At 51.2% G+C, this 17,295-nt stretch carries 13 protein-coding genes; 3 read left to right on the top strand and 10 right to left on the bottom strand.

All coding sequences use genetic code 11. The annotated features are described in order from the left end of the window. Positions 1-168 precede the first annotated feature (168 nt). Positions 169-2,349, bottom strand: a complete 2,181-nt coding sequence (gene malQ / locus AC6R1O_RS20040; RefSeq protein WP_500657708.1) for a 4-alpha-glucanotransferase — start codon at positions 2,347-2,349, stop codon at positions 169-171. 100 nt (positions 2,350-2,449) lie between these two features. After that, positions 2,450-4,903 carry a glycogen/starch/alpha-glucan phosphorylase gene (locus AC6R1O_RS20045; protein WP_500657709.1) on the bottom strand — a complete coding sequence of 818 codons (2,454 nt, stop codon included), beginning with the start codon at positions 4,901-4,903 and terminating at the stop codon, positions 2,450-2,452. 556 nt (positions 4,904-5,459) lie between these two features. On the opposite strand from AC6R1O_RS20045, the gene malT reads away from it, so the two are divergent. Continuing rightward, positions 5,460-8,168 carry an HTH-type transcriptional regulator MalT gene (malT, locus tag AC6R1O_RS20050; RefSeq protein WP_487903039.1) on the top strand — a complete coding sequence of 903 codons (2,709 nt, stop codon included), beginning with the start codon at positions 5,460-5,462 and terminating at the stop codon, positions 8,166-8,168. A gap of 120 nt (positions 8,169-8,288) precedes the next feature. Here the strand turns inward: malT and AC6R1O_RS20055 are convergent, their stop codons facing one another. Further along, the gene (locus tag AC6R1O_RS20055) at positions 8,289-8,645 is read right to left on the bottom strand and encodes a YibL family ribosome-associated protein (protein WP_334552909.1); all 357 of its coding nucleotides are present in this window, start codon (positions 8,643-8,645) and stop codon (positions 8,289-8,291) included. 370 nt (positions 8,646-9,015) lie between these two features. Between AC6R1O_RS20055 and AC6R1O_RS20060 the strand changes: the two genes are divergently transcribed. Continuing rightward, the gene (locus tag AC6R1O_RS20060) at positions 9,016-10,677 is read left to right on the top strand and encodes a methyl-accepting chemotaxis protein (protein ID WP_500628900.1); all 1,662 of its coding nucleotides are present in this window, start codon (positions 9,016-9,018) and stop codon (positions 10,675-10,677) included. Positions 10,678-10,757: 80 nt separating this feature from the next. Here AC6R1O_RS20060 and AC6R1O_RS20065 read toward each other — a convergent pair whose 3' ends face one another. Next, entirely contained in the window at positions 10,758-12,371 is a 1,614-nt protein-coding gene (locus tag AC6R1O_RS20065; RefSeq protein ID WP_500657710.1) for an NAD(P)/FAD-dependent oxidoreductase, read from the bottom strand. Between the two features lie 190 nt (positions 12,372-12,561). Here AC6R1O_RS20065 and fdxA point away from each other — a divergent pair, with 190 nt between their 5' ends. Beyond that, positions 12,562-12,885: a ferredoxin FdxA gene (fdxA, locus tag AC6R1O_RS20070; RefSeq protein WP_500657711.1), complete on the top strand. Its 324-nt coding sequence runs from the start codon at positions 12,562-12,564 to the stop codon at positions 12,883-12,885. Between the two features lie 13 nt (positions 12,886-12,898). Here fdxA and AC6R1O_RS20075 read toward each other — a convergent pair whose 3' ends face one another. The 6 genes from AC6R1O_RS20075 to AC6R1O_RS20100 form a co-directional block, all read right to left on the bottom strand. Beyond that, complete coding sequence (locus tag AC6R1O_RS20075; RefSeq protein ID WP_500657712.1) at positions 12,899-13,633, bottom strand: TrmH family RNA methyltransferase; 735 nt, start codon at positions 13,631-13,633, stop codon at positions 12,899-12,901. Positions 13,634-13,731: 98 nt separating this feature from the next. After that, complete coding sequence (gene ureG, locus AC6R1O_RS20080; RefSeq protein WP_500657713.1) at positions 13,732-14,364, bottom strand: urease accessory protein UreG; 633 nt, start codon at positions 14,362-14,364, stop codon at positions 13,732-13,734. A gap of 41 nt (positions 14,365-14,405) precedes the next feature. Then, the gene (locus AC6R1O_RS20085) at positions 14,406-15,083 is read right to left on the bottom strand and encodes an urease accessory protein UreF (protein WP_500657714.1); all 678 of its coding nucleotides are present in this window, start codon (positions 15,081-15,083) and stop codon (positions 14,406-14,408) included. Between the two features lie 12 nt (positions 15,084-15,095). Next, entirely contained in the window at positions 15,096-15,665 is a 570-nt protein-coding gene (locus AC6R1O_RS20090; protein ID WP_500657715.1) for a HupE/UreJ family protein, read from the bottom strand. Positions 15,666-15,766: 101 nt separating this feature from the next. Beyond that, positions 15,767-16,222: an urease accessory protein UreE gene (gene ureE, locus AC6R1O_RS20095; protein WP_334552921.1), complete on the bottom strand. Its 456-nt coding sequence runs from the start codon at positions 16,220-16,222 to the stop codon at positions 15,767-15,769. 10 nt (positions 16,223-16,232) lie between these two features. Then, on the bottom strand, positions 16,233-17,295 hold a 1,063-nt coding region (locus AC6R1O_RS20100), incomplete at its 5' end, for an urease subunit alpha (RefSeq protein WP_500657716.1).

A 17,295-nucleotide genomic window follows, 5' to 3' on the forward strand; every position in this document is an offset into this window, starting at 1 on the left:
CAAGTATCATTGGTATCAATCATCCCATTATTAGCTGGGGGTACCACTAATATAAACAAAGCCCGCGGGAATAATGCGGGCTTAAGATAGCTTAATGAAAGTTTACCGAATTGCTACCTTACATAGAGTGACGCATTCGATACTTTTTTACGTAACTTAAGCAAGTCCTTACTTACTCACCTTAGCACGTACTTCCGTGAGTTTACGAGCGATACGGTTTACCCCATCATTGGCGAATACTTCATCGAGATTCATTGATAATTTACGACGCCAGTTCGGGTATTCGTTCACGGTTCCTGGAATGTTAACCGGTTTATCCATCTCTAACCAATCTTCCAGCTGCACGCTGAGCAAAGTCGAAGAACCCGCAGCGACATGCAGTTGCAACGCTTCGGCTAGGTAAGAATCCATCGGTACGTACTGCGCATCTCGACCAACGCCTTCAGGCAGATAACCGTGCCATGCGACCGAGTCTAAAATCCCTTGTTTGCACTCCAAACGATCCGCAAATAGACCTTGTAGCTGCGCTTCGTTCGGATACAAACCCAACTCTTTACCTAGTTTCAAATCATCACAGTGCCAGAAACCGCGAAGCGTCGGCATGTCATGAGTACACAACGCAGACATTGACTGCTCAGCGTAGTGCTTAGGTGAGATAAAGCCGCCATCCTCTTCTGAAGTTTCGAAGAAGAACACTTTGTATGAGTGCACGCCCGCATCGCGCAACAACTCAACGATTTCGTCTGGCACCGTACCTAAGTCTTCACCAATCACACTGCATTGATGACGATGTGATTCCAGCGCAAGGATCGCCAACATATCTTGGACAGGGTAGTAGATGTACGCCCCTTTCGTTGCGTTCTCACCCTTGGGGATCCACCACAGGCGCAGCAGCCCAAGTACGTGGTCAATACGCAAAGCGCCACAATTCTTCATATTGGCACGCAGAAGCTTAACGTAAGCGTCATACCCCGTTGCTTGCAACACTTGTGGATTGAGCGGCGGTAAGCCCCAGTTTTGACCAAGCGGGCCTAGTACATCCGGCGGCGCACCAATGCTGGCATCTAAGATCAGGTTGCCATTATCGGCCCAGGTTTCTGCACCTGAATCGGCCACACCGACCGCCAAGTCGCGGTATAGACCCACCGACATGCCTTTTTCTTCTGCTAGAGCCTGAGCTTCGTTAATCTGTGTGTCCGCGACCCATTGCAGATACATGTACAAATGGACTTTGTCTTGATTTTGCTTGATGAAGGTTTGCACCGCGCTGTTATCAAAGTGGCGATACTGCTCAGGGAACACTGGCCAGCCCCAGACGTTGCTGTCTTTGGCGTGTAGTTCACTGTGCAAGGCATCAAACGCGGCTTGGTGAAGTAGGCTGTCTCCACCCTCTTCGACAAACGATAAGAACTGCTGAGCGCGCTCGGTGTTCTTATCGAGATGGCGCTTTTTAAATTCAGCAAACAGCAGCGGTAACACGCTCAGTTTGAGATCCGCGACTTCGCTGTAGTTTACCCAGTGAGACTCGCGCGCTTTTTGTAGGCGTTGCTGGAACTGAGCACTGCCCACTTGCTGCTGCGCCTCAACACTGAGCGCAAACTCAGGCACCGAGCTCACATCGATGTATAGGATGTTCAACCAGCGGCGAGAGGACGGGCTGTAAGGACTTGCCCCCTCAGGGTTGGCTGGGAACAAGGAGTGAATAGGGTTAAGTCCCACAAAATCACCACCGCGCGAGGCAATATCGGCCACCAGCTGTTTTAGATCGCCAAAGTCACCCATTCCCCAGTTGTGTTGGGTACGCAGTGTGTAGAGCTGAACACTCGGGCCCCACATCTTCTTGCCCGACAAAATCGAATCTTGCTTGTAACACGCGCTTGGCGTCACAATTAAGGTCGCCTCATACGGGGCTTTACGACGCTTACGTACGATCGTGAGTTTATGGTAACCCCACGCTAAATCGTTAGGTAAGGCAAACACTAAAGGGCCACCCTCACTGCGCTCATCTCGCACGATTTGCGATTGAAGATAGCCTTCAAGTACCTCTCCTTGCTCAGTATCCAAACGCCAACTGAACTCACTTTCACGTGCGCTCGCGCCTAGATTCAAAGCCACTTCAAATGGGTCGCCATCGCGCACCACGGTCACAGGGTCCAACACATCTTTCTTGTGTTTACGCTCTGCGGACTTAAGAAGAGTCTCGTCGTTGGTTGTGTCATAGCCTAAAGAGTTTAGTAAGTGGAGAATGGTAGCCTCTTCCACTTTTGCCTCATCTCCCCACGCGCTCACGTAGCTGTCGGCAATTCTAGCCATTTCAGCGACTTGTTTTAATGTATTGTGATGTTTCATCGCTCTCTCCGAAGGACTGCTTATACCTTCAAATGTAGGGTTATTAAATCGTTATAAAGAATTGAGCCAAGGCGCGAACACCTTGGCTTTTTGAGTCGTTTTAGCGTTTAACCGCTTCCAACTTCCAAATATTGTTAACGTAATCTCGAATCGAGCGGTCGGAGGTAAACTTACCGACCAGCGCCGTGTTCAAGATGGCTTTCTTCGCCCAGCCCGCTTGGTCTAGGTACTGTTTGCCCATCGCCTCGTGCGCTTCCACGTAAGACGCGAAGTCCGCTAGACAGAGGTACGGGTCACCGCCGTCGAGTAGGCTGTCATAGGTCGCGCGCAGTAGTCCCGGTTGACCCGGCGTGAACTCTTCACCCGCCAGTAGATCCAGTGACGCTTTGAGCAGTGGGTCTGCGTGGTAGTAATCGTATGGGTTGTAGCCAGCTTTCTTCAGTGCAACCACTTCGTCGACTTCAAGACCGAAAATGTAGATGTTGTCGTCGCCGACTTCTTCACGGATTTCGACGTTTGCCCCATCCATAGTACCGATAGTCAGCGCACCGTTAAGTGCCATCTTCATGTTACCCGTACCGGACGCTTCTTTACCGGCCAACGAGATTTGCTGAGACACGTCCGCCGCTGGGATGATGATCTCTGCCATGCTCACGCGGTAGTCAGGGATGAAGACGACTTTCAGCTTGTTGCCGATGCGTGGGTCGTTGTTGATCTTCTCAGCAATCTTGTTCACTGCGAAGATGATCTCTTTCGCCAAGTGGTAACCCGGCGCCGCTTTTGCCGCGAAGAAGCAGACGCGTGGCGTACACTCAAAACCCGGCTCATTAATAATGCGGTGGTAGAGAGACAAGATGTGCAGCAAATCAAGGTGCTGACGCTTGTACTCGTGCAGACGCTTGATTTGCACATCGAAAATCGCGTTGGTATCGAGCTCGATGCCCATGTTGTCTAATACCCACTTAGCCAAGCGCTCTTTGTTCTCTTTCTTCACCGCCATAAACGCTTGTTGGAACTCGGCGTCATCGGCGTATTTCGCGATACCTTCAAGTTGCTCAAGCTTCGCTGGCCATTCACTGCCGATTTTGTCGGTGATCAGCGCGGATAAACCTGGGTTACAGAACTTCAGCCAACGACGAGGCGTAATACCGTTGGTCACATTGTGCAGACGCGTTGGGAACATCGCGTGGAACTCTGGGAAGAGATCTTTTTTCACCAACTCTGAGTGCAGCGCCGCTACACCGTTCACCGCGTAAGAACCGATCACACATAGGTTTGCCATGCGAACCATACGGTTGAAGCCTTCTTCGATGATCGACAGCTTCGCTTGCTTCTCACCATCACCCGGCCACATTGCGCGTACTTCTTGTAGGAAGCGATGGTTGATCTCAAAAATGATCTCCATATGACGCGGTAGCAGACGTTGAATCAAAGACTCTGGCCACGTTTCCAATGCCTCTGGTAGAAGTGTGTGGTTAGTGTACGCGAAGGTTTGCGAACTGATTTCCCACGCTTTATCCCAAGATAGCCCTTTTTCATCGAGCAAAATGCGCATCAATTCAGGGATAGCAATCGTTGGGTGAGTATCGTTGAGCTGAATCGTTTCTTGCTTTGGAAGATCCGCAAGTGCAAAACCCGCTGCTTCGTGACGACGTAAAATGTCACGTACCGATGCTGCTGAGTGGAAGTACTGCTGCATCAAACGCAGTGTTTTGCCTTTCTCATGGTTGTCATTCGGGTACAGCACTTTAGTGATGTTGCCGGCGTCAATCAGCGCGTGCTGCGCTTCGAAGTAATCGCCGTTGTTGAAACTTGCCAATGAGAATGGCGCAATCGCCTGACATTCCCACAAACGCAGCGGGTATACCGTGTCAGATTCATAACCGACAATCGGTAAGTCCCAAGGCATCGCTTTCACGCTCATGCCCGGTACCCATTTACGTACTTCTTTGCCGTTCTCGTAACTCACTTCAACGCGGCCGTAGAAACCAATTTCTTGCGCTAATTCTGGGCGCGCGACTTCCCACGGGTAGCCTTCGACACCACGCCAAGCATCCGGCGCTTCTTGCTGACGTCCGTCAACAAAAGATTGCTTGAACAGACCGTATTCGTAGTGCAAACCGTAACCAACGGTTGGGAACTCTTGCGCTGCACAAGAATCCATAAAACACGCCGCCAAACGACCTAGACCACCGTTACCCAGAGACGGGTCGCGCTCTTCTTCCAACAAGTCGGTCAGGTTTTGGCCCAGTTCGGCCATTGCATCTGTAATCTGCTCGTAGAGACCTAAGCTGATTAGGTTGTTACCGGTTAAACGACCGATAAGAAATTCAAGAGATAGGTAGTTGACGCTTTTCGCGTTCTTGATGCGTGGGTCTTGCTCGGTTTTCAAAAGATCCAGCGTTGTGATCTCTGCCAGGGCTTTACCCATAGCAAGGTACCATTCACGCGGAGTTGCGGTGTCTACGGTTTTCGCGTAGGTCGCAGAAAGGTGCATTTTAACGTCAGCTTGAAAGCTGGCTTTATCAAATTTTTTCTGTTGAGTAGGTTTCATTAGAGAAATCTCACTTATCGGTTTCAATCCATCTGAGACATATCGTGCAATGCTCTGTCTTGCAAAACATCCTCCTACTTCGGTAGCGATTTAGGAGGAGGAGTCAGGGCGTAGAGGGCGTAATTCACAACAAGCAGTGATCCAACTCGCAATAAACCGATGAGTGAACTGGACTCTGTTGATTAAGATCACACCATGACCCTAAACGACCTTACCTAAGGTGTATGAAACTTCGTCGAAATCAAAAACTGGCAAATGAAAAATATGCAGCGTGAATCACAGAATGTTTTCATCCTGAGTGCAAATTACACGATTTTTCGTGCAAAGCATGAGTTGAGACAAGTTTTACCGAACAGGTTTGTGTGATTTAAATCACAAAACAAGGGCGTAGAGACACACAAAATGTGAAATATGCGAAAAAGTCGCTCTCCTCACATAACAATCCCACCAACTCTTAAGTAACATCCCACTCAACAACAAAGATCGAACAAAAAACAACCCATCTTGACGTCGTGCTCGCTGACACGTTCACTGACAATAAGATAAGGATGAGAAGATGTGGATTCCTTCGAAACTCACGCGTCCTGGCCGTTTACACAACGCCATCGTACGCCCAAGAGTTCTTGATTTACTTCAGCAAGCACCCTGCTACAAACTGGTGCTTTTTCGCTCACCTGCCGGATACGGTAAAACCACCATGGCCGCCCAGTGGCTCGCCGACAAACCTAATGTCGGCTGGTACAGCATCGATGAAAGCGATAATGACCCGTTCCGCTTCATGAACTACCTGCTGCAAGCCCTAAACAAAGCGACCAATCAGGCTTGTCCGAATTCGCAGAAATTGGCCGAAAAGCGTCAATTTTCCTCACTTCACTCCTTGTTCAGTGAAGTATTTGCGGAGATGTCCGAGTATTTTAACGAGTGTTATGTGGTCCTTGATGACTACCACCTCATTTCTGACGATGAGATCCACGAGGCGATGCGCTTTTTCCTCAAGCACATGCCTGACAACCTGACTTTAGTCGTCACCAGTCGCGCCGCGCCGCCACTGGGCACAGCCAACTTACGTGTGCGCGATCTGATGATTGAGATCGGTGACGAGTTACTGGCGTTCGATACCGAAGAGACCACCCGCTTCTTCAACCAGCGCATCGCCGATGGCATTGATGATGCCACGGCAGACAACCTGCGTAACTACGTCGAGGGTTGGCCATCTGCCCTGCAGTTGATCGCCCTTCAAGCGCAAGGTCAAAATCGCACGTTGGCGCAATCGGCTGAGTCTTTTTCGCAATTTAATCACGCGCATTTGTGGGATTATTTGATTGAAGAAGTGTTCGATCTGCTTGACCAAGAGACTCGTCAGTTCTTACTGCAATGTTCGGTGCTGGATCACTTCAACGACAGCATGGTGGCGGCGCTGACTCAGCGTGATGACGCTCTCAGTATGATTGAGTCGCTCAACCGCTATGGGCTGTTTATCCACCCGCTTGAAGGTGAACAAAACTGGTATCGCTTCCACAATCTGTTTGCCGAGTTTCTTGCACATGAGCGCTCAGCGCGTATGCCGCAAAAAGAGCAAGAGCTGCACCAAGTCGCCGCGCGCGCTTGGCTCAAACAATCCTCGCCCCATGAAGCACTCAAACACGCGCAAGAAGCCAAAGACAGCCAACTGATCGCCGATATTTTGAGCCAGTTTGGCTGGAAAATGTTCAATGGTGGTGAACTTAAAGCCCTAGAGCAGGCCATTGATTCGTTATCGCCGGAGCAGCTCTACAGCGAACCGAAATTGTGTATGTTGCAAGCGTGGCTTGCTCAGAGTCAGCACCGCTACAACGATGTCGGTGACTTGCTTGCCAAAGCCGATGAGCAAATGCGCCAGTTCAACGTGGTACTCAGCAGCAAAGAGCAAGGCGAGTTCAACGCCCTGCGCGCGCAAGTCGCCATCAACCAGAACCAACCAGAAAAAGCGCTGGAACTGGCTGAGCTGGCACTGAGCCAAGTTGACAGCACGGTCTATCGAAGCCGCATTGTTGCAACCTCGGTCGTCGGCGAGGTCAATCACGTCCTTGGCCGTCTCAGCCGCGCGTTGCCTATGATGCAGCAAACAGAGAAACTGGCTCGCCAGTATCAGGTCTATCATCAGGCGCTGTGGGCGATGTTACAGCAAAGCGAGATTTTGATCGCACAAGGCTATGTGCAAGCTGCGTACGAAGTGCAAGATAACGCCTTCAAACTGATTGAAGAGCAACAACTGCAGCAAGTGCCGATGCATGAATTTTTGCTGCGAGTACGCGCGCAAATCCTCTGGTGTTGGAACCGTTTGGACGAAGCCGAAGACTGCGCGTTCAAAGGCATCGATGTACTGGGAAAACAGAGCCCAAGTAAGCACTTACATAGCTATTCGATGTTGGCTCGTATTGCAATTGGCCGTGGCGAGCTCGACCGAGCCGCGAAATACATCGACCATATTTTGCATCTACTCAAACAATCAACCTATCACGTCGATTGGACCGCAAACGCATCACTGTCGTTGATTCTGTTTTGGCAAGCACGCGGCGATCTTGACTCAATGAAGCAGTGGCTCGATACCGCCGTGAGACCAGAAACCGCCTGCAACCACTTTACTCAGTTGCAATGGCGTAATATTGCACGAGCGCAGATCAATTTGGAGCAATACGAAGACGCGCAGCAAACGCTCGAGTTCATTCAGCAAGAAGCGGCAGACAAGCACTTACTGACCGACACCAACCGCAATCTGATTGTCCAAGCGGTATTGGCGATTTCCAAACAAGATGAAGAGAAAGCGCGTCAATTGCTCAAAGAAGCCCTAAAACTCACCAATCAAACGGGAATGCTGGGTAACTTCTTAGTGGATGGCGCCAAAATTGGTCACATCCTTAATAAACTCAACACCAAACAAGAGCTTGGTGACCTTGAGCGTCACCGCGCGCAGCAACTGCTGAAAGATATTTCCACCACGCAGCGCAGCCGTTCGGTTCATTTTGATGAGGAGTTTGTCGAGAAGTTGGTCAACCACCCGAACATTCCTGAATTGGTGCGCACCAGTCCATTGACGCAACGTGAATGGCAAGTGCTCGGGCTTATCTATTCGGGCTTTAGTAACGAGCAAATTGCACAAGAACTCGATGTGGCGGGCACCACCATCAAAACCCACATCCGTAACTTGTATCAGAAGCTCAATATTGCCAACCGCAAAGAAGCGGTCAAAACCGCAGAGAATCTGCTGCAATTGATGGGCTACTGATCCTATCGTCCAATGCAAAGAGGTCGCCCACATTGGCGACCTCTTTTTCATTTCATCTTATCACTGCCTAGCCCCATATCACAGAAGCTCAGGATCGCGCACTGTGGCATTGTCCCAGTGCTAGAATGATTTCGGTGCGAAGCCTGTCATCACTTCCAAACGCAGCTCTTTGCCGAGTTTCGTCATCGGGTGCACCACCACTAAGCCACGAACGGATTTTTTCAGCTTACCGAGATCCGCTTGCTCAGCCTTGGTAATTTCACGAGAAAACGGCATGTCGAGCAAGCTTTTGCGCTCTTTGTTCATGTCGTACTTCTGCTTACCTTTTAGAGAGTTCAACTTCTTGGTCAAAGACTCCACGTCATCAGTAAATTTACTGATCATCTCATCGTCTTGACGGCTTTTTGCTGCATCAAGTTTACGATTAGCGCTGTCTAAACGGTTGTGAAGTTGCTGGATCTCTTGCTTTAAGCTCATGGTGTGGTTCTCTGCTGGCACTTGGGGGCGGCGAGTGTAGCATAGTGAGGCAGCCCGACCTAGCGCTATCGTTCAATCACGACTTTTTCACCCCGAACCACCGCTGTACTGTCGCTGTGATTTCATATGAGATCACAAGCATTTACAACAAGATAGAACTGCTCCTACCAGCGATAGAATCGGTGATATTCCACACAATTTGTTCAAAAAACAGTAACACAACTATTCAGCGTCACATTGTGCTGTCGATATATAGGCTACTCTTAGCTCATAAACCTTTGGTTGACCAACACTACTTTCATAACAACCAAGGTATGACAACGGCTAGGTTACATTAGATAACCGCATGATAATAAACAGGAAGTTTTGTATGAGTCTAACAATCAAAAGCCGCCTATACATATTAGCGCTTGTACCCCTTATCGTTATAGCACTGGGCATGCTTAGCTTTACGTACATCAAAACCACAGAACTCAATCAAACACAGATTGAGGTTACTCGTGAGAACATGATGAACATGAAAAAAGCCGAGCTGAAAAACTACGTGCAGATGGCGCAATCTGCGATCCAGCCGTTTCTTGACCAAGGCGCTTCGCTTGAAGAAGCGATCCCAACCTTGAAACAGCTCGAATTTGGAGATTCAGGCTATATCTTTGGTTATGACTCCAAAGGTATCCGAGTTGTGGTCGGGAAAAGCGATAAAGGCATTGGCGACAACTTTTACAATTTGCAAGATCAGCAAGGCAACTACTTGGTTCAAGACTTGCTGAAAAACGCCAAAACCGGGGATTACACCACCTACTACTTCCCTAAGCCAGGCGGCACCGTCGCACTGCCGAAGTTAAGTTTTTCCATTTTTATCCCACAGTGGGATTTGATGCTCGGGACGGGTTTCTACACCGATGACATCGATGCGATTGTCGCTGAAATGGAGATGGCGACCACCTCAGCACTTGAAACCACCTTGTCTGCCATCGCCCTGTTCTGCTTGGTGATTGCCATTTTGGTGGCGATTTTTGCTGTCACCGTGAACCGTACCATCATGTCACCCATTGAACAATTTGATGCCTCTATCAGCTCATTTGCCAGCGGTGAAGCGGATCTGACCGCACGTATGGAAGCATTCAAAGTACCTGAGTTTGCAAAACTCAGTACCAACTTCAATGCGTTCGTTGCCAGCTTGCAACAGATCATTCGCAGCGTGAGCGACGTCGGTCAGCAAGTATTGGCTGAAACCAATAACATGACTCAGCGAGCGACGCAGGTCGATGAACTGGCTTCAGGTCAACGTGAAGAGACCGAACAAGTGGCAACAGCAATGACGGAAATGACCACAACCGCGTCCGAAATTTCCAACAACGCAAGCCAAGCGGCGAACTCGGCCAAGGAAGCCGACGATAACGCCAAAGAAGCGCGTCAAATCGTCAACTCTGCCGCCAACTCAGTGGAAGCGCTGGCTGAAGAGGTGATGCAAGCGGCGTCGGTGATTTCGCGTCTAGAAGCCGACGTACAGAATATCTCTTCATCGCTGGAAGTGATTCAAGACATCGCTGAGCAGACCAACTTGTTGGCCTTGAACGCCGCCATCGAGGCTGCGCGTGCGGGCGAACAAGGTCGGGGCTTTGCGGTGGTAGCCGACGAAGTACGTAAACTGGCCAGTCGTACCCAAGACAGCACCGGTGAAATTCACAGTATGATTGAAAAACTGAAAGCCGCTTCCGATGACGCCGTACGCGCGATGGAATCGAGCCAAAAACGGGGTTCAGCCACTGTTGAGGAAGCCAATGCGGCCACCAAAGCGCTGATCCAAATTCAGGAATCAATCGACACCATTATGGACATGAACTCGCTGATTGCGACCGCGACCGAAGAGCAGAGCATTGTCGGTCAAGAGATATCGCAGCGCATCGTGGTGATTTCGGACCAAAGCTCGCAATCTGCGGATCTGGCCAATGAAAACCGCCAAGGCAGTAATGAACTCAATGGCCGAGCCAACGAGTTGTACCAGCTAGTGAGCCGATTTACGGTGTAAATTGCCCTCAAACAAACGGCCCATCGCAAGATGGGCCGTTTTATTGGGTGCAGTTCTGAGGACGCGCACTTTAAAAGCGCTTAGTTAGCTTCTGACTGCGTCATCGCAATGGCGAGCGCTTCCGCTACCTTAATGCCATCAATGCCCGCAGACAAAATTCCGCCCGCATAACCCGCGCCTTCCCCAGCTGGGAAGAAACCTTTTAAATTGACACTCTGGTAATCTTTACCCCGTGTGATACACACCGGCGACGACGTTCGAGTTTCTACACCAGTGAGTAGCCCATCTTCTGTCGCAAAGCCTTTGATTTTCTTGTCAAACGCAGGGATTGCTTCACGAATCGCTTCAATCGCGAAATCCGGTAACGCTTTGGCTAAGTCGGTCAATTTAATACCCGGAGTGAACGATGGCTCCACCTCACCCAGTGCGCTCGGATCGCGGCCTTTAAGGAAATCACCGATCTTTTGCGCCGGCGCATCATACGTCGCGCCGCCAAGCTCATAAGCCGCCGACTCTAATTGACGCTGGAACTCAATCCCAGCCAGTGGATGGCCTGGGTAGTCTTGCTCTGGGGTAATCCCTACCACAATCGCACTGTTGGCGTTGCGCTCTGCACGAGAATATTGGCTCATGCCGTTAGTGACCACGCGGCCCTCTTCTGAGGTCGCAGCCACTACCGTGCCGCCCGGACACATACAGAAACTGTAAACGGTACGACCATTTTTACAGTGGTGCACCAACTTGTAATCTGCCGCGCCTAAAATCGGGTTGCCGGCATTTGGACCAAAACGTGCTTCATCGATCATCGATTGCTTGTGTTCGATACGAAAACCGACCGAGAAAGGTTTCGCCACCATCTCCACACCGCGCTTATAGAGCATTTCAAACGTATCGCGGGCACTGTGACCAACGGCCAGTACCACGTAACGGGACTGGATTTGTTCGCCATTGGAGAGCGTTAACCCCGTGATCTGGCCATTATCAATGTGGATATCATCCACGCGCGTGCTAAAACGAATCTCACCGCCGAGCTCAATGATTTTGGCGCGCATCTTTTCAATCATGGTTACTAGCTTAAACGTGCCAATGTGCGGCTTACTCACGTAGGCGATCTCTTCTGGCGCGCCCGCTTCCACAAACTCTTTGATCACTTTGCGACCATAGTGTTTTGGATCTTTGATTTGGCTGTAGAGTTTACCGTCAGAGAAGGTGCCTGCGCCGCCCTCACCAAACTGCACGTTCGATTCAGGATTCAGCGCGCGTTTACGCCAAAAACCGAAGGTATCTTTGGTGCGCTCACGCACCTCTTTACCGCGCTCAACAATGATAGGTTTGAAACCCATTTGCGCCAGAATCAAACCCGCAAACAAACCGCAAGGACCAAAACCGATCACCACAGGGCGCTCGGTCAGGTCCGCGGGTGCGTTGGCGACAAATTTGTATTCCATATCCGGCGTTTCTTTGACGTGAGGATCGCTGACAAACGCCTCAAGCACCGCAGCTTGATCCGCCACTTCAACATCCAGCGTATAAATCAGCAAGATTTGCGTTTTTTTGCGAGCATCGTAGCCACGTTTAAAGACATTAAAGGAGAGGATCTGATCAGCGGGAATCGCCAGTTTTTTCACGATCGCCGCGAAAATAGCGTCTTCCTCGTGATCCAAAGGAAGTTTAATTTCAGTTAAACGTATCATACGAGTATCTCAGTTAGGATGGTGTCTTAGCGGCGCTGTCTACCTACACCGCTCACAATGGCGCGCATTTTACGTCAACTCGATTGGCCTGTCATACGAAAACCACTTTTTGTCTCGGCTGAGGATTGCTCAAACGCAGCGGGATCGGTATTATCGCCGATTCGAAAATGAACCAAGATGAGTGCGCACCATGGCCTTTGTCGTGACTGATAACTGTATCCAATGCAAATACACAGACTGTGTCGCGGTCTGCCCTGCTGATGCCTTCTATGAAGGCCCAAACTTCATGGTGATAAGCCCCGTAGATTGCATTGACTGCGGCTTGTGTGTACCTGAATGCGACGCCAACGCCATCTTCCAAGAAGAAGAACTCGCGGAAGATCAGCAAGTCTTTATTGAGTTAAATGCCGAACTTGCCGAGCTGTGGCCCAATCTCACTGAAGTCAAACCCGCCATGGACGAGGCTGAAAAGTGGAATGGCGTGCTCAATAAGCTCGGCATGCTGGAGAAATAGACCGACGCTCTGCCTACTGATGCTGCCTGCGCAGGTTGTCCAAAATAATACCCGTCGCCATAGCGACATTCAGTGATTCTGCCCCGCCAAACGCCGGAATGGTGATTTTGTCACTCACATGCTGAGCGGCGTGCTCGCGGATACCGTGCGATTCACTGCCCATCAAGATGATGCCTTGCGGCGCAAACTGCGTCGTGTGAGCACTCTCGCCCTCTAGAAATGCGCCATAAACGGGTAAATTGGCACTGGCAAGATAGGCAGGCAGGTCGCACTGCGTCACGCTGACGCGGCCAAAACTGCCCATGGTCGCACTGATGGTTTTCGGGTTATAGGGGTCGGCGCAGTCCTGACTGGCGATGATGTGTTTGATGCCGTACCAGTCGGCGACACGAATGATGGTCCCTAGATTACCCGGGTCGCTGACGCCATCTAACGCGATGAGCCAACCCTGCGCTTTTGGCACTGGCAAGTTAGGGATCGCCACCACGGCGATGGCCGAATTATTACTTACCAATGTGCTGGCTTTCGTCAACTCATCCAAACTCGCTTCGACACAGTCGTAATCGCTCAGCGTCTCTTGATGCTTGTCGAGAAAGTCTCGGGTGGCGAAAATCTGTTTGACCTCAAGATCACTCACGATGAGCTCTAGGACGTTCTTTTCACCTTGAACTAAAAACAGTCCATTGGCTTTACGCTGCTTCTTTTGTCCCAATGCGCGCAGTAATTTGAGTTGGTTTTTCGATATCATTCATCGCCCCGACGTGCGTTAACCCAGTAAAAAACTCGGGGAGTATAACCCTAAACCGCGCCGAGATGCGAGCGTTGGCACCCAGCCTTTCAAGCACGTTAAACTGACGCGCTTTTCATGGTCAACATCCCTTGTGTCACGATGAAATCGATGATGGTGCTCAGCCCTTGGCTCTCTTTTAAGTTGGTAAACACAAACGGTTTGGTCGGACGCATGCGCTGGGTATCCGACTCCATCACTTCAAGAGACGCTCCAACATACGGCGCAAGATCGATTTTGTTGATCACCAGTAAGTCCGAACGTGTGATGCCCGGCCCGCCTTTACGCGGGATTTTCTCCCCTTCCGCCACATCAATGACGTAGATGGTCAGATCAGCGAGCTCAGGACTAAAGGTCGCACTAAGGTTGTCACCGCCACTTTCAATGAACACCACATCGAGATTTTGATGGCGTTTGGCCAACTCTTCCACTGCGGCGAGGTTCATAGAGGCGTCTTCGCGGATCGCCGTGTGAGGACAGCCGCCGGTTTCGACACCGGTGATGCGATCGGGCTCAAGCGCCTCGGCGCGAGTGAGGATCTTCGCGTCTTCCTGGGTATAGATATCGTTAGTGACCACCGCGATGTTGAGCTTATCGCGGATCGCTTTGCACAGCACTTCCAACAGCGCGGTTTTGCCTGAACCTACCGGGCCGCCAATGCCGACCCTTAATGGCTGTTTGTAACTCTCCATTGTCCTTCTTCTCCAATTCTATGTACAAAACTGCACAGACGTTATGAGCGAAATAATCGCGTGTATTGTGTCTCGTGTAAGCTGCTGGCGATGGAGACGCTGGGGGTAAAGCTGCCCATCATCCACTCTTCAATCTGCCGAGCGTGCGCGATGGCGTGCTCAAATTCGTCACTAAGAGCGATCAGCGCTCGCTGGCCATCCGTTTGACCGAGCGGCACTAATTTCACCCCGGCCATAATGAGATTTTCCGCCCAGCTCCAAAGGTAGCCTTGTTTGAGTGATTCAGGTTCGATCTGCCACTGCTCGGCGGCGACACACAAACCGAGCAGTTGATTGATTTTCACTTCAGGGTGATGAAACGCGTCGTGATCCACCCCCAGTTGCACCAAAAGCGTTTTGAGGGCGACTCCTCGCTGAGACTCTTCGGCGCGCAACTCCTTGGTTTCACGACTGGCGTACAGGGTGTCACTGAGTGATTGAATGCGCGCGATGTCCGCATTCCCGAGCGCCTCGAAGTATCTGTCAATCAACGGCAGTTCTAAGGTCGCCACGCTATTGAACAGCATGTTGATCAACCATTGGTGCATGCCCTCTTTGTCGGTCACCCATTGTGCTTCGACCGCCCACTCTAGCCCTTGCGAGTAGGTGAACCCGCCGATAGGCAAAGAGGGACTGATCAGCTGGAACAGTCGATACACCGCGCGAGGTTCGCTCATCATTGGCTACATCCGTTACGGCAGCAGAATCAAAGCGCTGGCAGACGCGACGCCAACCGATAACCAAGGGCTCGACAACGCTCGGCCAAACTGTAAGCCCAGCACCATCAAACCGGCGGCGGCGGTCAACATGCCACTGGCAAAGGGAAGAACACTGCCCGTTGATTCAACGCCATGCGCGTAACCATGAAAGAACATCAGCCCGACGCTGAGGCCAACCGCCAAATTCAATAGCGGCTTGGAGCGATTGAATGACTGCCATATGGCGCCGCTGACCACAAACAGTGAGGCCCCAACCGCCAGCTCGACGCCACCAAAGCCGCCAAACACTTTACCTGCGCTTAGCCCCAGTAATAACGTCGCGAGTGCCGCTAGCATCAGCGTTACTTTGCCGCGCCAACTGACCGATAGACAGGCTGTCAGCATGCCGAACGCAATCAGCATGACGAGGTGATCCAACCCGGTCACAGGGTGTGTCAATCCAGCCGAAAAAGATCCGCCCTCATGGCCGGGGTGAGCAAATACTGGGCTTGCCATCGTAGTGGCGGCAAACGCGCCGACGGAGGGAATAAAAGAGATTCGCATAACACTGTCCTTGTAAGTCATCTATCCATTGAAATAGGTTGAAAGAGAAACTGGCCACGCTGTCGTCAACGCTGACAACGCGCGTGCCCTATCAAAGCCATTTAGTGATGGTGATGATGGCCCCCAGCAGAACGCCCGCCATAAGCACCACTTTCTGGCTCAAAGGCCGCTTGCTCGACCGTCACTTTCGCGCCGAGCCCAGTGACCATGTCATCGAGTACGTGATCATGCTGGTAACGTACCCAACCAAACGCCACTTGCAACGGCACATGGCGGTTTCCTAAGTGGTAAGCAACGCGCGTCAATAAATGCAGGTCACTGCAGTAGACGGTCGAGACACTTTCTGGCGCGGCAATCACCTCAACCACCAATCCGCATGGGCTTTTGAGCTGCTCTCCCCCGCGTAAAATGTGTCCGCGAGGAAGAAATAGTCCCGCGTCACGGCCATCATCCAATTTGACCTTTAAACGGCTTTTGATACGGCTGTCGATCGGCAAACTGAGAAATGTGTGGGGTTGAATGGTTATCTCCTGAGCAATTTCCGTCAGTTCGATCATGGTTGTTCTCCTAGAATAAGAAATAGCGCTGCGCCATTGGCAGCACGTCTGCAGGTTGACACACCAGCAACTCGCCATCCGCGCGAACTTGATAGGTTTGCGAGTCCACTTCGATGTGCGGCTGCCAGTCGTTTAACTTCATATCGGCTTTACGGATGTCACGGCAGTGGCTCACCACGCCGATTTGACTGCCTAAGCCCAGTTCAGCGGCAATCCCGGCTTGGTGAGCGGCTTGCGAGACAAACAGCATCGAGGTCTTTTGCGCCGCTTTGCCGTAGCTGCCAAACATGCCACGGTAATGGACCGGCTGTGGAGTGGGAATGGATGCGTTCGGATCGCCCATCGGCGCCATGGCTATCATGCCGCCTTTCAAAATCACGCTCGGTTTAACGCCGAAAAAAGCGGGTTTCCACAACACCAAATCCGCCAATTTACCCACTTCAATCGAACCAATTTCATGGGCCATTCCGTGTGTGATCGCCGGGTTGATGGTGTACTTGGCAATGTAACGCTTCAAACGAAAATTATCGCTGTAGCTAGAATCTTGTTTCAAACTGCCGCGCTGCACTTTCATTTTGTGCGCCGTTTGCCAAGTGCGTGTGATCACTTCACCGACTCGCCCCATAGCTTGTGAGTCCGAAGCGATCATCGAGAAAGCGCCCAAGTCGTGAAGAATATCCTCGGCGGCGATGGTTTCTCGGCGGATGCGAGACTCCGCGAACGCCACATCTTCTGCAATGGATGGTGAGAGGTGATGGCACACCATCAACATGTCCAAATGCTCATCGACCGTGTTAACGGTGTACGGGCGTGTTGGGTTGGTCGACGACGGCAGCACATTGGCTTCACCGGCGGCGCGAATAATATCTGGCGCGTGACCGCCCCCTGCCCCTTCGGTGTGATAGGTATGAATGACGCGATCGCCGATCGCCTTCAATGTCGATTCGACAAAGCCGGACTCATTGAGAGTATCGGTGTGTATCGCCACCTGCACGTCCATCTCATCCGCTACCGTCAAGCAGGTATCAATAGAAGCTGGCGTCGTCCCCCAGTCTTCATGCAGTTTCAACCCC

Source organism: Vibrio sp. R11-SG3-ISO3-SZ (genome assembly GCF_059834345.1).

Coding starts and splice junctions, on each gene's coding strand:
- malT (WP_487903039.1), top strand. CDS start 5,460: ATGTGGATTCCTTCGAAACTCACGCGTCCTGGCCGTTTACACAACGCC.
- malQ (WP_500657708.1), bottom strand. CDS start 2,349: ATGAAACATCACAATACATTAAAACAAGTCGCTGAAATGGCTAGAATT.
- AC6R1O_RS20085 (WP_500657714.1), bottom strand. CDS start 15,083: ATGATGAGCGAACCTCGCGCGGTGTATCGACTGTTCCAGCTGATCAGT.
- AC6R1O_RS20055 (WP_334552909.1), bottom strand. CDS start 8,645: ATGAGCTTAAAGCAAGAGATCCAGCAACTTCACAACCGTTTAGACAGC.
- AC6R1O_RS20045 (WP_500657709.1), bottom strand. CDS start 4,903: ATGAAACCTACTCAACAGAAAAAATTTGATAAAGCCAGCTTTCAAGCT.
- AC6R1O_RS20075 (WP_500657712.1), bottom strand. CDS start 13,633: ATGATATCGAAAAACCAACTCAAATTACTGCGCGCATTGGGACAAAAG.
- ureE (WP_334552921.1), bottom strand. CDS start 16,222: ATGATCGAACTGACGGAAATTGCTCAGGAGATAACCATTCAACCCCAC.
- AC6R1O_RS20060 (WP_500628900.1), top strand. CDS start 9,016: ATGAGTCTAACAATCAAAAGCCGCCTATACATATTAGCGCTTGTACCC.
- AC6R1O_RS20065 (WP_500657710.1), bottom strand. CDS start 12,371: ATGATACGTTTAACTGAAATTAAACTTCCTTTGGATCACGAGGAAGAC.
- fdxA (WP_500657711.1), top strand. CDS start 12,562: ATGGCCTTTGTCGTGACTGATAACTGTATCCAATGCAAATACACAGAC.
- AC6R1O_RS20090 (WP_500657715.1), bottom strand. CDS start 15,665: ATGCGAATCTCTTTTATTCCCTCCGTCGGCGCGTTTGCCGCCACTACG.
- ureG (WP_500657713.1), bottom strand. CDS start 14,364: ATGGAGAGTTACAAACAGCCATTAAGGGTCGGCATTGGCGGCCCGGTA.